Annotated in this window: 11 protein-coding genes, 1 tRNA gene and 2 rRNA genes (1 of these 14 only partly in view); all 14 read right to left on the reverse strand. The window is 43.0% G+C overall.

Features of this window, described 5'->3' with window-relative positions:
- Positions 1-2: 2 nt before the first annotated feature.
- Entirely contained in the window at positions 3-731 is a 729-nt protein-coding gene (locus tag DRZ93_RS05450) for a tetratricopeptide repeat protein (protein WP_113743016.1), read from the reverse strand.
- Between the two features lie 122 nt (positions 732-853).
- Positions 854-1,813 (reverse strand): malate dehydrogenase, encoded by a 960-nt coding sequence (gene mdh, locus DRZ93_RS05455; RefSeq protein ID WP_113743017.1) that lies wholly within the window; start codon positions 1,811-1,813, stop codon positions 854-856.
- Between the two features lie 131 nt (positions 1,814-1,944).
- Positions 1,945-4,509 carry a bifunctional aconitate hydratase 2/2-methylisocitrate dehydratase gene (locus tag DRZ93_RS05460; protein ID WP_113746034.1) on the reverse strand — a complete coding sequence of 855 codons (2,565 nt, stop codon included), beginning with the start codon at positions 4,507-4,509 and terminating at the stop codon, positions 1,945-1,947.
- Positions 4,510-4,529: 20 nt separating this feature from the next.
- Entirely contained in the window at positions 4,530-5,057 is a 528-nt protein-coding gene (gene ampD, locus DRZ93_RS05465; protein WP_113743019.1) for a 1,6-anhydro-N-acetylmuramyl-L-alanine amidase AmpD, read from the reverse strand.
- A 5-nt stretch (positions 5,058-5,062) separates the two neighbouring features.
- Positions 5,063-6,001, reverse strand: a complete 939-nt coding sequence (gene lpxC / locus DRZ93_RS05470; RefSeq protein ID WP_113746035.1) for a UDP-3-O-acyl-N-acetylglucosamine deacetylase — start codon at positions 5,999-6,001, stop codon at positions 5,063-5,065.
- 414 nt (positions 6,002-6,415) lie between these two features.
- Positions 6,416-7,144 carry an IS66 family transposase gene (locus tag DRZ93_RS05475; protein WP_113746036.1) on the reverse strand — a complete coding sequence of 243 codons (729 nt, stop codon included), beginning with the start codon at positions 7,142-7,144 and terminating at the stop codon, positions 6,416-6,418.
- Positions 7,080-7,319: a hypothetical protein gene (locus DRZ93_RS13520; RefSeq protein WP_113743022.1), complete on the reverse strand. Its 240-nt coding sequence runs from the start codon at positions 7,317-7,319 to the stop codon at positions 7,080-7,082. Before DRZ93_RS13520 ends, DRZ93_RS05475 begins: the two co-directional genes overlap by 65 nt.
- Positions 7,320-7,704: 385 nt before the next feature.
- A complete protein-coding gene (gene bioB / locus DRZ93_RS05480) occupies positions 7,705-8,673 on the reverse strand; it encodes a biotin synthase BioB (RefSeq protein WP_113746037.1) in 969 nt (322 codons plus the stop codon).
- Positions 8,674-8,937: 264 nt separating this feature from the next.
- A complete protein-coding gene (locus DRZ93_RS05485) occupies positions 8,938-9,771 on the reverse strand; it encodes a glycosyltransferase family 2 protein (protein ID WP_113746038.1) in 834 nt (277 codons plus the stop codon).
- The gene (locus DRZ93_RS05490) at positions 9,761-10,804 is read right to left on the reverse strand and encodes a glycosyltransferase family 9 protein (protein ID WP_172458063.1); all 1,044 of its coding nucleotides are present in this window, start codon (positions 10,802-10,804) and stop codon (positions 9,761-9,763) included. Before DRZ93_RS05490 ends, DRZ93_RS05485 begins: the two co-directional genes overlap by 11 nt.
- 91 nt (positions 10,805-10,895) lie before the next feature.
- On the reverse strand, positions 10,896-13,766 hold the full coding sequence (locus tag DRZ93_RS05495; protein ID WP_113746040.1) for an FAD-binding and (Fe-S)-binding domain-containing protein: 2,871 nt from the start codon (positions 13,764-13,766) through the stop codon (positions 10,896-10,898).
- 505 nt (positions 13,767-14,271) lie between these two features.
- Positions 14,272-14,347: transfer RNA gene (locus DRZ93_RS05500), tRNA-Thr, on the reverse strand.
- Between the two features lie 10 nt (positions 14,348-14,357).
- A 5S ribosomal RNA gene (gene rrf, locus DRZ93_RS05505) occupies positions 14,358-14,473 on the reverse strand.
- Between the two features lie 86 nt (positions 14,474-14,559).
- Positions 14,560-15,527, reverse strand: a 23S ribosomal RNA gene (locus DRZ93_RS05510) (it continues 1,913 nt past the right edge of the window).

The raw sequence follows: 15,527 nt of genomic DNA on the forward strand, positions 1-15,527 counted from the left end.
TCTTATTTTCCAAGAAGATCGTATTCTATAGCTACGGCTCTGGCAATGATGTTTGGCGGCATCTTCTTGCCAAGCTGTGAGATAAGATAGTCACTTTTAGCCTTGTGATAGCTATCATTGAAGGTGGTATGATACAGCCAGCTGTAGGCCTGTTCATACATGGCAGGAGAGCCGAAACCACGCACCAGCATATCCACCCAGCCAAGGCGTCCTGTGTCAGAGCCTAATGAGGCTGCAACACGCATATAGGTTTCAGATTTAACCAGATCCTCACCTACATATATACCCTTTTCATAGTACTGTGACATTCTCTCAAAGGCAGGAGCATAGGCATGTTCAATAGCTCTGTTCATAAAATCAAGACCTAACTTGACATCCTGCTGTACACATACACCGTTTATGAGCATATCACCCCAGGCAAATTCAAATGCAGGTACACCCACCACTCTGGCACGGGCTTCAATGTCAGGAGTAAACTGACATTTATCATTGTCTTTTATAACACTAAGATGTCTATGCTGAGCAATTAACTTATCCATCTGTGCATTGGTATACATGCTGACAGTTGCTGTTTCCTCCTGATATTTTTTCAGTGAGTACTCAAGAGCACTGTGAGCTACTTTAACCTTGGTATCTGTAAGCACAGTTTCCATGGATGCAAAAGCCGGAGACTGCATCAAAAAGGCACAGGATAAAACACCTGCAGCACATTTTGTAAGTTTACATTTCATAATCACACCTCGATAAACTTACTTCGTAAAAATAATAACGGCAGGGTTTAAAATTTCTTCAATAAAAAAAGCCACTTTTTTTAAAGTGGCTTTGTACAACAAAAAAAGAGGTTAATCTTTAATTATTTGTTCTCTTCGATCCAGGTCTTGGCAAAGTCAACACCCTTCTTGATGTTGCCATCAAGCTCAGGAACTAAGGCATCAAGGCACTGCTGCTCGTAGGCGCTTAAAGTGCCGATGTCAAGAGTTCTCTCCCAGCCGTTCTTGCCAAATACAAGACCCTGGGCAAAGAATGTATTGTACTTTGAACCACCCTCGGTGTAGCCATACTCAACCACACCAGGCTCGCCCATAAGACCACGCAGAACCTTAAGAGCAAAACGGGCACCGGCTGCTGCCATTGACAGAGTGGCAGAACCTGCACCGGCCTTGGCCTCAACAACTGCAGTACCAGCATTCTGAATGTCTGCTGTTAACTGTGGGATCTTGTCCTGGCAGATAACCTCTGAGCCTATAACCTGTGAAATCAGTGGCAGAATGGTGGTGCCTGAGTGACCGCCGATTACTGGCACAACAACGCGCTCGTTAGATACGCCCATCTCCTGGGCAATCATGGTCTCTGAACGCAGAACGTCAAGCACGGTAACACCAAACAGACGGTGCTTGTCGTATACACCCTCAGCCTTTAATACTTCAGCTGCAAGAGGTACAGTTGAGTTGACTGGGTTGGTGATAATGCAGATACAGGCCTTTGGACATGCCTTGGCACAGTTCTTGACCAGGTTGGCAACGATACTGGCATTAACCTTGAATAAATCATCACGGGTCATGCCAGGCTTTCTGGCAACGCCAGCTGGGATAACAACAACGTCGGCACCAGCAAGAGCCTTCTGCAGATCATCGCCGGTAAAACCCTCAACCTTTACATCTGTAGGGATGTGGCTTAAATCCTTGGCAACACCTGGAGTAAATGGTGCTACGTCAAATAAGCTCAGCTCTGAACCTGCTGGTAACTGATTCTTTAAAATCATTGATAGTGGCTGACCGATACCACCTGCTGCACCTAAAACGGCAACTTTCATGTGAGACTCCTTAGAGTAAATCTATTTTAGAGTAAATCTTAAGTTATGCCCAATTGACATCTTTCCTATTCTAGCAAAAAAAAACCACTTCAAAACGTTACTGAAGTGGCTTTTTTATAATTTTTTAAATTTTACAGTGCTGCAAAATCAAGCAGTCGGTAAATTTCGCTCTCTTTGCCATCAAGAGCAGCCATAGCCTCAAAGTACTCATCAGTACTAGGTATGCGGCCTAATCTTGCGCACACTGCAGCAAGCTCTGCCGATGACAGATAGACCTTGGCACCTGTACCTAGACGGTTAGGGAAGTTGCGGGTTGAGGTTGAAACCACAGTGGCATTGTCCTCAACACGGGCCTGATTACCCATGCACAGTGAACAGCCTGGCACCTCAATACGGGCACCTGCCTTGCCAAAGGTTGAATAGGCTCCCTCTTCTATAAGCTCATCCTTATCCATACGGGTAGGTGGGGCTATCCACAGACGTACAGGTACCTGACCTTTGACATCGGATAAAAGCTCGGATACGGCACGATAATGACCTATATTGGTCATACAGGAGCCCACAAAGACCTCATCAATCTTGGTATTGCTAAACTCGCTTAAAAGATGCACATCATCAGGATCGTTCGGAGCACACAGTATTGGCTCTTTAATCTCTGACATATCAATCTCAATTGTGGCAGCATAGGTGCAGTCTGGATCGGCCTCAATTAAAGTGCCGCTCTCACACCATTTGTCCATAAGATCGGCTCTGTCATTTAAAGCCTTGGCTGACTCATAGCCGTCTTTGGCCATATTGCGCAGCATCATGGCATTGGATTTTAGATATTTGACTACACTCTCACGGCCAAGACGTATAGAACAGGCTGCAGCCGATCTTTCTGCTGAGGCATCGGTAAGCTCAAAGGCATGCTCCACCTCAAGATCCTCAAGACCTTCAATCTCTAAAATACGGCCTGAGAAAATATTTTTCTTACCCTTTTTCTCAACAGTCAAAAGACCCTGCTTTATAGCATAGTAAGGAATGGCATGCACCAGATCACGCAATGTAATACCCTTGTTTCTTGTACCTTTAAAGCGTACAAGTACAGACTCAGGCATATCAAGCGGCATCATACCTGTAGCTGCGGCAAAAGCTACAAGACCAGAGCCTGCTGCAAAGGAGATACCAATTGGCATACGGGTATGACTGTCACCGCCTGTGCCTAAAGTATCTGGCAGTGCCATACGGTTTAAGAAGCAGTGAATTACACCATCACCAGGTTTGAGTGCAATACCGCCGCGCTCTTCAATAAATTTTGGCAGTGTCTTGTGAGTTTTAACATCAACACTCTTTGGATAGGCTGCAGTGTGGCAGAATGACTGCATGACAACAGGAGCCTGAAATTTAAGACAGGCCAGATCCTTTAGCTCATCGCGTGTCATAGGACCTGTAGTATCCTGTGAGCCAACAGTTGCCACCTTGACCTCACAGTACTCATGTGGGCGTACACCCTCTTTGCCACAGGCAAGACCTACAATCTTCTGTGCGCGGGTAAAGCCGCCGCTCACTTTAACATCAGCTGCCTTGTGTGAAAGGCACTCTGGCATATCCTTCTTAAGATAATCACAGGCCTTTTTAGTCAGATCGCGGCCAATGATAAGAGCAATACGGCCACCTGCTCTGACCTCATCTAAAAGAGTATCGGTCTTTAGGCTGAAGGTTGCTAAAGTTTCATCGCCGCCATGCTTTACAATACGGCCCTCATGCACTTTAAGATCGATAACATCGCCCATGTTAAGAGCACAGACATCCATCTCAACTGGCAGAGCACCTGAGTCCTCAAGAGTATTGTAGAAAATAGGAGCTATCTTGCCGCCAAAGACAAAGCCGCCTTCTCTTTTGTTAGGTACACCGTCAATATCACGGCCCATGTGCCAGAGCACTGAGTTTGTGGCACTCTTGCGTGATGAGCCAGTACCTACCACATCACCCACATAGACAAGTGGATAGCCTTTTTTCTTAAGACTTTCAATCAAGGTCACAGGACCGCGCACACCTTCAATATCAGCCTTTAAACCATCACGTGAGTTTTTAAACATGGCAAGAGCATGCAGTGGAATATCAGGACGTGACCAGGCATCTGTTGCAGGTGAGAGATCATCGGTATTAACCTCGCCTGAGACTTTAAATACAGTTAAGGTAATGGTGTCATCAAGATCTTTTTTATTTAAAAACCAGGTGGCAGCAGCCCAGCTTTGTATTAATGACAGAGCATATTTATTGCCCTTATCAGCAAGAGCTGCCACATCATCAAAGGCATCATAGATTAAAAGTGTAGACTCTAAGGCCTCTTTGGCAGATTGAGCAAGCTCATCATTGTCTAAAAGCGAGATAAGAGGTTTTACATTATAGCCGCCGCGCATCAGACCTAAAAACTCTACAGCCTTTTTACCGTCAATAAGCGGACTTACCTTCTGCTTTGTAGCTATGGCATATAAAAACTCAGCCTTGATTTTAGCTGCATCATCCACACCTGGCAGCACACGGTTTCTTAACAGAGTGACTAAAGTTTCCTCGGCACCGACAGGAGGGTTTTGCAGTAAGGAGCACAGCTCCTCTACCTCAGTGACACTAAGCGGCAGAGCTTCAACCCCAAGGCGGGCTCTTTCTGCGGCACTTTCAAAATATGATTTAAGATATGCACTGTTATTCATACAGAATCCTTGAAAAAAATTTATCTAACTTGTGAAAAATCAAAGGCAGGACCCGGATCGGTCTTGCGTAGCGGAGCTATTTCATTGTGGCCTGCTATATTGTTGCCAATGGCGCTGTAATTATCCTTAAGCGCAGCTATAACTTCCTTAAGCGTGCTGTACTGCTCTATAGTGTAGGGACAATCATCATAACCTTCAAGCTCAATGCCCACAGAGTAATCATTGCACTCTTTTTTACCATTGTAGCATGAGCGGCCGGCATGATAGGCCCTGTCTAAAAAGGATACATACTGTGTAATACGCCCGTGTCTGTCTATAAAGACATGGGTTGAGAGCTCAAGATCTGCAATATCCACAAAATATGGATGATCATTTTTGTTTAATGTGCCGCAAAAGAGCTGATCCACGTATGGTGTGCCAAAAGTTTTAGGCGGCAGAGCTATACAGTGTATGACAATAAGAGATATATCAAGAGGGCAAGGTCGGCGATTGAAAAAAGGAGTAGGCACCTGCCTTACTCCTTCAAGCCATCCGGCTTTGATGCGCATCGTTACTATACGCTTAAAAATACGCCTTTGTGCTCTTTGGTATCGATAAACTCAAAGGTACTTGACTCCTCCTCCTGAGCAAAAGATACCAGCTCAAAATTCAAAGGATTATCAAGCAGGGCACGTAAAAGCTTGTTGTTTAAAGCATGACCGGTCTTGTAGGCGCTAAAGGCTCCTAAAATGCTGTGGCCTGCCATATACAGATCGCCAATGGCATCTAGCATCTTGTGCTTTACAAACTCATTTGGATAACGCAGACCGTCTGGATTTATCACTCTGTAGTCATCAAGCACAATGGCATTTTCAAGTGAGCCGCCTAAGGCTAACTGATGGGCATGCATATATTCCACATCGCGCATGAAGCAGAAGGTTCTGGCACGTGAGAGCTCTTTGGCAAAGCCATTGCCTGAAAAATCAAAGACAAATCTCTGATGCTCCTTCTCCATAGCAGGATGGGTAAAATCAATGGTCAGATCCAGTGAAAAACCATTGTCACTTGGATTTAATTCAGCCCATTTGTCTCCATCTTCCACGCGCACCTTACGCAGCACTCTAAAATACTGCTTAGGGGCATTGAGATCTACAACACCTGTAGCTTCAAACAGATAGATAAAAGGCTGTGCTGAGCCGTCCATTACAGGGATCTCAGGGGCGTTGACATCAATATACAGATTGTCAATGCCTAAAGCTGACAGAGCCGCTGTCAGATGCTCAACTGTAGAAATTCTTACTCCGTCAAGATTTACAAGTGCAGTACACAGCTGTGTATCACGTACTGAAGTGGCATCGCACTTCATCTCTACAGGAGGATTTAAATCGGTTCTGGTGTAAACAATACCAGTATTTGCAGGAGCCGGGCGAAAAGTTACCTTTACGGCCTTGCCTGAGTGCAGTCCAATACCGGTAGCTGATACTGTTTCTCTGACTGTGCGCTGTGCTATCATGCAAATTACCTGCTAAAAATTTATTTCTTCAACTAATTTTACTCTATTTCTTGACCTTAGACTACTTTTTAAAAAAAAAGTTCAGCTAAAAAGACCTTAAATATGTACTCAATTGATTAAAATGACATCTTTGATTTTTTTTAGCTCCCATATACCCATAAAAAGCCTGGGATGACCATACCCTGCCCATACATATTGCATGAGCTTGTAAGGCAGATAATAGACTCAGCTTTCCATGTGTAAGATACCCATGACCCCATAATTTATCAAAAATCAGATCAGGATGCGCAATATCCCTTGGGAGGTGGGTATCAGGTAGATGCGGGCAGTATCTTGCCTACCTACGGTGATAGATTAGTTCTTGAATATGTCAAACTCGGTATAGTCAAAATCTTGTAGCTGCTTGACCATATCCTATGATTTGATCTGACCTTTAGGTAGTTCGCCGTTATCCACGTAGTACTGCGTCATGGCCTTGTTAATGCAATGGGCATACATGCTGTTATTAAGCCTTCTCAGATATGACTCAGTATCAATACCATTGAGCTCAAGTGTCTTATAAACAGTCACTATCTTGCACAAATCCTGCATATTATGCGCACTGACCTTCTGTTTCACAGAGGAGCGTATCATGGTCATGCGACGTATCATATTCTCCACATGATTAGAGTCAGGTGGCACCTCCACATTCTCTATGAATGTTGTAAAACTGTCCTTGTGGTTTAAGTAATAAATCAGAGGTTTGGCATACAGGCTTGATTTGGATTTAGCTCTGTATTTTCCAGTTCTCGTCAGCTCCACGTAGCGATCTTTTATAGATTCTACAGCTGCATCTATGCTTTCAAACAAGTCTTTCATTTGCTCTCTGTTTTCCTGCTTGCACTTTATATATGTGTTGCGATCTATAGAGCCATCATTCTGATAGGCAATTTCAAGCTCATAGATTTTAGCTATGGCATAGAATATCTTGAGCAGAGCGGCAGGTACCTTGATATGCTCAGGATTAAAGTCCTCCAGCAGCTTTTGTGTAAGCTCCTGCTCTGTAAGCTTTTCCAAGTCCTGTGCATAAATCCTTGGGTTACAGGCTTTTATAATCTCGCGTCTGAAATGTGTAATACAGGTCTGCCATTTTCTGCTCTCCATATCTGGCACTGTTGTGCAAAGACAGGGTGGTTTCTGCTATAAGCTTTGGCGCATTGTCAAAGTTGACCTCAAAGGCTACCTTGCCATAGCTTATATTAACAACGGCAGCTTCACCTTTTAAATTTTTATTTGCAATTGGTTTTGCTTTGACGGCGGCAAGATCAGCGTTAATCAACTCTACTACACATACGCTGGCGCAGAGTACGGTAATGAAGAGGCTTTTCGTCTTGATCTGAGTATGGATGTAATGAAAGACTTTAGTTTGACACAGCCAAGCCTTTCAATATTCTTATGGTAGTAAGTAGTGACATTAACGCCAAGAGATAAAATCTCCTCATTCTGTCATATTCAGCCTGTGTAAAAATCCTTTTCTTATTGGACCACTCCTTGCTCTGTTTGGCGTCGGCCCATTATTGCAATTTCAAAGCTGTCATCTAAAGGGTTATGGGTATCTTACTTCTAGAGGTTTTGAATTGAGAATATTAAATTTTAAATGATCTTGCACCACTGATGACTGCAGGCCCTGTTAGGGCCTGCTGCGTGGAGGTTAATTTTTTATATTATTTTTCAATAATATCAAGGCTTCTGCCTTTTTGTATAACACTTGAGATATCAGATGCAATAGACAGACCGCAGGTTGTAAGCATATCGCCTGTAATCATGGCATTGATACCATAATCATAAAGATCTGGTGTTATATCATTAAATAAGATACGCCCTCCTGCCAGGCGCAGCACTGATCGTGGCAGAATGTGCCTGAAAATGGCTACAGTCTTTTTAATCTCAGTATCATCAAGTCTTTGTAAATGCTCAAAAGGTGTACCCTTGATTGGATTTAATACATTGACAGGCACAGAGACAATGCCAAGCTCTCTAAGATCAAGTGCCATATCCACTCTATCCTCAAGACTCTCGCCCATTCCAATAATACCACCTGAACACACATCAAGACCTGCCTTTTGTGCAGCCTTTATAGCCTCAATTTTCTGATCATAGGTATGGGTTGTGCACACATTTTTAAAAAAGTTGCGTGAGGTTTCTAAATTGTTGTGAATACGGGTAACGCCACTGTGCTTTAACTTTACAAAATCCTCATAGTCTAAAAGTCCATGTGAGGCACACAGGGCAATATTATAGGTATCAGCTATGGCCTTATAGGCAAGACAGACTTTATCCACCTCTTCTTTTGGCAGTCTGCGGCCTGAGGTTACAATAGAAAAGCGGTGCACACCACGTGTGGCATTATACTGTGCCTCCTCCATAAAGGTATTGGTGCTTTTTAAATTTGTCACCTCAACCTCGGTTTTAAAGGCCCGGCTCTGAGCACAGAATTTGCAGTTTTCAGAGCAGCGTCCGCTCTTGCCATTGGTAATTGAACACAGCTCAAATCTGTCATTAAAAAAAGCCTGACCTATTTTAAGGGCCGACTCTTTAAGACTCTCAAGAGGCTCATCATATAAGGCTAAAGCCTCCTCTTTTGTAATAGCATAACCATCTAAAATGGCCTGTGTCAGTTTTTCAATACTCACTGTTGTGCTCCATAGAGTTAAAATCTATTTATATCACAAATAGAATGTAACTAAATGATATTTAAAAGCATTTTTATATATTAGCGTTGCGACTTTAAACTTTTTTTATAGATTTATATAAATGACAGTCTCATCTTTAAAAGCACAGATACAGATATTTATGCTAAATATCAGATCTAATGCATTAACCTAATATACCTATAAAAACTATGTATATAGCCTAAGTTAAAGCCACAATTTATACCTTTTAAACTTCTGTGACTTTTAAGGCTCAGTTTTCTCTGTGCTCTTTGCACCTGCCACCCCTTCTGGGCAGTCCTCTACAGCGCATATTTTTTTAGTGTCTGCAAGGTAGAATTCATATAAAAAGGCGTACTTTAAAAAGGTGTAGATATAGGCCGACACTCCTGCTACAAGACCTGCAATACCATCTAAAAAACCAAACTTTATAATATAAAGCTTTATAAAAGAAAATATGGGATTGACAAGCAGTTTGACAAGGGACGGTCTGCGCCCTCTTTTTTTATAGCTGTAGGCTGACAGGCGGGCATATTTTATAGTGCGTATAAAATGATCGCGTATATCACGATAGGAGTAGTGCACAAGATGCTCTTTTAAATTCTCACAGCTGCCGTCAATGACAAGCTCCTCATGTACAATCTCACCGCGCCAGAGAGGATTGGCAGACTTTTTTACAAGGCGCAGACGATAGTTTTTCTGCCAGGCATGCTCTAAAAGACGGCCTAAATAAAAGGTTTTACGGTTAATACTAAAACCTGCCACATCATTGCGTGTAATGGCTGTTTCAATTTCTCTGTGCAGCTTTTCTGTTATAACCTCATCTGCATCAAGATATAAGATCCACTCACAGCTGCATTTGTCTGTAAGAGAGTTTTTCTGTCCGGCAAAGCCCTTCCAGCTCTCCTCATAAACCTCAGCCCCATAAGATCGACACAGATCCTGCGTGCCATCAGTTGATCCTGAGTCAATAACTACAATCTGTGAGGCAAAATGAGACACACTCTTTAGTGTCATTTCAATTCTGTCAGCTTCATTATTGGCAATAATGGCTACACTTACAGGTAATTTAGCACTCATCTGCAGCCTCACTTATGGCAAGAGCTGTGTTTTCAAGTAAAGTCTTGTCAACACAGGCAAACACATTGCTTGAATAATCCTTATCCTGCTCTTTTGCATCTGGCACTATATAGATGGCTTTATCATTTAGATACTGTCCCCAGCGCACAGGTGACTGTGTGGCCTTGCCAGGATAGATAAGCACACTTTTCTTTTTAAGATTGCCTGCAATATGTGAAGGGCCTGTGGAGCCGCCTACATAGACGCAGCATCTGTCAATAAGGGCCGCCAGATTTAAAATACTGCCCTTTGATATATAGACATGAGCGCGTGGCCCAAGCTTAGCTGCCATCTCTTTAGCAACAGGTGCATCTGCCTCTATAGCACTTATTACAATATCAATATTGTCTTTAAGAGCAAGCAGCCTTTTTAGCACACACAGATACTCATCTGTAGTATAGTTTTTGGCACTGCCTCCGAAAAATGGGTGCACTAGCACAAATCTGTCTATATGCTCATCTTTTAGATAGGCATCAATATGACAATAACAGCTCTCATCAATATTAATTTTCTGCATACTGATGCCGCATTTATCAAAAAGTCTTGTATTAAGTCTTTTAATTAAATCAAGATTATATTGAGCTTCATTTTTTACAGACTCTGAGCGTCTTTGTCTTATACCATGGCTGTAGACAAAAAATGAGCCTGCCTTGGATAAAGGACCTACTTTTATGGCAGCCTGTGACATACGACACAGCTTAAGTACTTTTGCGTCAGAGTACAGTGCCACAAAGGCATCAGCCTTTAGCTTTCTTATCTTGGTCTTAAGTTCATCATCACTGTAGCTGTCAATGGCTATAGCCTCATCTATGCAGGGCAGAGATTTGACAATATCGTAATTGTAGTTGCGCACTAAAACACTGATGGTGGCATCAGGATACATGCTGCGCAAGGTGGCAAAGGCAGGAATTGAGAGAATAAGATCGCCTATCTTGTCAGTACGCGAGACAATAATGCTCTTTAACTTAATATCAGGTGGGGCTCTATAAAACATGTAACCTACTTTTTGGTATAAAAAATATGTATCTATTATAGAGTATTGTCTAAACTTTATCTGCCATATGCTGGCAGATAAAGTTAAAAGCCTAGTGGCTGCACTCATCAACTAAAGAGATAATATGCGACCAGACAAGAGTGGTTTTATCATTTAAACCTATCTCACAGGTAGAGGCACTTGAAAAGCCACGTTTTAAGCTTGAATCAGCAGCGCAGCTTTTTTTATAGTAGGCACTTAGATTTTTAAGTGCGCTAGTATTTAAATCAGGACAGCTAAAGCCCTTGTCTCCTGCAAAGCCGCAGCACATGGTGCCCTCATGCTTTAAGACCTGACCGTCAGTGCACGCCCTTGCAATATTAAATAAACTCTCACTCCATTTGCCCTTGTAGGTTGAGCATACAGGATAAATGGCAACATTCTCAGAGCTTTTTACAATATCAAGGCGCGGCAGCAGATATTTTTCCACAAAAACCGGCATATCAAAGACCCTGTCAGCTCCCATATGACCTTTAAACTCATTTATAAGATCATATGAGCAGGCTGAGTGATCGCAGATGACACAGGTATTTTCATCCTCAAGCAGCATACTCTGCAGCTTAACAAAAAGCTCATGTTTCTTTTTCTCAGCAGCCTTTGGATAATCCTTATAGGCCTTGCCGCAGCACAGATGCTTTAAATCTGTAGGATAGATAACATCTACTTTGGCCTTTTTACACACAGACTCAAACGCCATCTGCAGTGATTTTTTCTGCTCATTGCCATTTGCTGCCCTGGCTTTAATGACACGGTTTATGCAGGAGCTAAAGTAGATAACTTTAAGATCCCCTCCATTATCCTTGCTTTTAAGCACCGGATTGTGCGCAGATGGCATACTCTCTGGCACAAAAGGTATGGATAATTTTGCATTAAGACCTCTGGTAATGGAGCCAAATCTTTTGCCGCCAACTACAAAAGATGCAGCCTTGGCTGTATTGATGCTAAGGCGAGCCATAGACAGCGTAGTTGCAAAATTATCGGCACTTTTTGAGGCAATATACTTTTTAAAAGGACCTTTATAGGCTGGCAGCAGCTTTTTGGCAATTTTTGCTGTATCAATCTCAAGCGGGCAGAGAGTTGAACACATTGAGCAGGTGGCACAGGTATCAAGAGCATAGAACTTATAACCCTTTTTAAGCTCGCTAAGCTCAAGATCCTGCTCTTTGGTTCTAAAATTCATACTCTCAAGACGTATAATCTCGCGTCTGACTGTAATTCTCTGTCTTGGGGTCAGAGTAAACTCGCGGCTTGGACAGGCCTTTTCACAAAAGCCGCATTCCATACAGGCATCAATAAAATCATCAACAGTGCAGGACTGTTTGAAGTTTTTAACATGGATCTTTGGATCATCACTTATGATTACATCAGGATTGATAAGATTTTTTGGATCAAAGATAGCCTTGATCTCTTTGTTGACAGCATAGGCCTTAGCACCCCACTCCTTTTCTACAAATGGAGCTACCATACGTCCTGTGCCATGCTCAGCCTTTGAAGAGCCACCACGCTCACTTACCATATTGACCATGGCCTCCATGAAGGCACCAAAGCGCTGAGCCTCATTTTCATCATTTAAATTTGGAGTAATGATAAAATGCACATTGCCGGCAAGGGCATGACCAAAGACCGAGCCTTTGAAGTTATAGATCTCAAAAAGCTTTATAATATCGTTAATACCTGCTGTAAAATTGTCTATATCAAAGCAGATATCCTCGGTAATAACTGTACTGCCAGATGGCCTTAAAGAAGCACAAAGAGGCAAAATGGATTTTCTTATCTTCCAGTTATCCTCAATCTCCTGACTGTCTTTGCTAAAGACAATTTCATTTACAGACTCAAAATCTGCGAGGATCTGATTGATATAGGAGATTTTAAGATCCAGGGCCGCCTCGTCAATATCCTCAAGCTGTACCAATAAAGCACACTGCCCCTCCTGAAGATAGGCAAGTGAGGCAGGAGCTCCCTGCACGCTTGAGGCTGAGAGCAGACACTGATAATCCATAATCTCAGCTGAGGCCACAATTGACTGATTGGCACTTAATGAGGCTACGGCGTAGGAGGCCTGCAATATATCCTTGTAGAAAATAAGGGCACAGGCTTTACATGGATGATCATCTACACACTCATACTCAACCTTTGAGGTAAAGGCCAGCGTACCTTCTGATCCAATAAAGATATGATTTAAAATATCCTTAATATCAGCAAAATCTATAAGTGAATTGATGGCATAGCCTGTAGTGTTTTTAATGGCATATTTGCGTTTGATAAGAGCAACAAGCTCTCTATCCTGAAAAATAGCCTCACGCAGATTTAAAAGTCTAGTAACTAAAGGCTCGTGATTTTTTATAAAGGTTGCAAGATTTTCACTCTCACAAGCCCTGTCTGAGGTATCAAGCACACTGCCATCAGATAGAATCACACGTACTGATTTTATGGTGTTGTAGCTGTTTTGCTTGACGCCACAGCACATACCACTTGAGTTGTTGTTAAAGATACCGCCTATCATGGCATGATTGATGGTGGCAGGATCAGGTCCTATCTTTTTACCATAAGGTTTTAATACGGCATTGGCCATTGATCCTATAACACCACACTGCAGGAAAATGGAGCTTTTATCGTCTGCAAGCTCAATATCCTGCCATCTGTGACTTGCGATAACAAGAATGCTCTCCGATGAGGCCTGACCTGAGAGTGAGGTGCCTGCTGCTCTGAATGTCAAAGCAACATTAAACTCATGCGACAAAGAGAGAATCTTTTTAATATCTTCCTCATCATTGGCAATTATAACTGCCTTTGGAATATAGCGATAGCATGAGGCATCAGTGCCATAGGCAAAGCGGCGCAGGTAATCTGTATAAATTCTGTTTTCAAATATAGTGCTGGCCTTTTGAATAAAGCCTTTATAATTGTCATTATGCGTTGTCATACATCCATCCTGAATCTAAGTGAATTGATTGTATGTAACTGCGTGTATAAAAGATATAATAAAAATAAACTTGATAAAAAAAATCTTGTTTAAATAGGATAAAATTTTGCTTTTAAACTGCAAAACAGCAGACATCTGGGCTATATGTGATGAAAATATAGATATAGCTTTTGCAAAAAGATGTATGCCGCTTAGACTTACAATATCTCATCTGACAGATCTAAGTAAGGATATGAAGGTAGGATGGGGATAATAAACGGCACCAGAGGATATATAAATTTTTGTTAGAATTTGCTAATTTTGCGATCTGAGAGTGTAGCAGGTATTGTGAGAAAGGCTCTTATAGCAAAACAGGTGCTAGGTAAATTATTTGGGTTAAGGTTGTGCAAAAGATTGAATGATGTTTAATACTTTGATTTTAAAGAATAAATTAAAATTATGATGAAATTGATATAATTTAAATTTTGTGAATTAATGAAAGGAGAGTTGATGTTGCGATCTAAGATGGTGCTGATACCGAGAATCGAACTCGGGACCTCACCCTTACCAAGGGTGCGCTCTACCAACTGAGCCATATCAGCACTAAGTTAAGCCTGGCGATGACCTACTCTCGCACAATCGTACGTTGCACTACCATCGGCGCAACTGCATTTCACTTCTGTGTTCGGAAAGGGAACAGGTGGTTCTACAGCACTATGGTCGCCAGACAAATTCTGTAAAAAACTTATAACAAACTGATTTTTAACTCTTGAGTATAAAGAGGTCTTTAAATGTCCATGCCCTCCGGGGTTGTATGGCCAAGCCTCACGGTTAATTAGTACTGGCAAGCTTCACACATCACTGCGCTTCCACATCCAGCCTATCAACGTCGTAGTCTGCAACGAACCTTTAGGAGCTCAAAGCTCAGGGATGACTCATCTTGGGGCCTGCTTCCCGCTTAGATGCTTTCAGCGGTTATCAGTTCCGCGCTTGGCTGCCGGGCCGTGCCATTGGCATGACAACCCGTAAACCAGAGGCGCGTTCACTCCGGTCCTCTCGTACTAGGAGCAATCCCCCTCAATCATCCAACGCCCGCGGTAGATAGGGACCAAACTGTCTCACGACGTTTTGAACCCAGCTCGCGTACCACTTTAAATGGCGAACAGCCATACCCTTGGGACCAACTTCAGCCCCAGGATGTGATGAGCCGACATCGAGGTGCCAAACACCGCCGTCGATATGAACTCTTGGGCGGTATCAGCCTGTTATCCCCAGAGTACCTTTTATCCGTTGAGCGATGGCCCGTCCATGTGGAACCACCGGATCACTATGACCTGCTTTCGCACCTGCTCGAGATGTGCCTCTCGCAGTCAAGCCAGCTTATGCCATTGCACTGACCTCACGATGTCCGACCGTGATCAGCTGACCTTCGTGCTCCTCCGTTACCCTTTGGGAGGAGACCGCCCCAGTCAAACTGCCTACCAGACACTGTCCTCGTATGTGTTGTACTTAGTTAGAACCTCAAACATGTCAGGGCGGTATTTCAAGGTTGACTCCATAAAAGCTGGCGCTTCTACTTCAATGTCTCCCGCCTATCCTGCACAAACAGGTTCAAGGTTCAGTGTCAAGCTGCAGTAAAGGTTCACGGGGTCTTTCCGTCTAGCCGCGGGTACACTGCATCTTCACAGCGATTTCGGTTTCACTGGGTCCCGGGTGGAGACAGCGTGGCCATGGTTACACCATTCGTGCAGGTCGGAACTTGCCCGACAAGGAATTTCGCTA

The organism is Anaerobiospirillum thomasii (assembly GCF_900445255.1).
In the GTDB taxonomy this organism is placed as follows: domain Bacteria; phylum Pseudomonadota; class Gammaproteobacteria; order Enterobacterales; family Succinivibrionaceae; genus Anaerobiospirillum_A; species Anaerobiospirillum_A thomasii.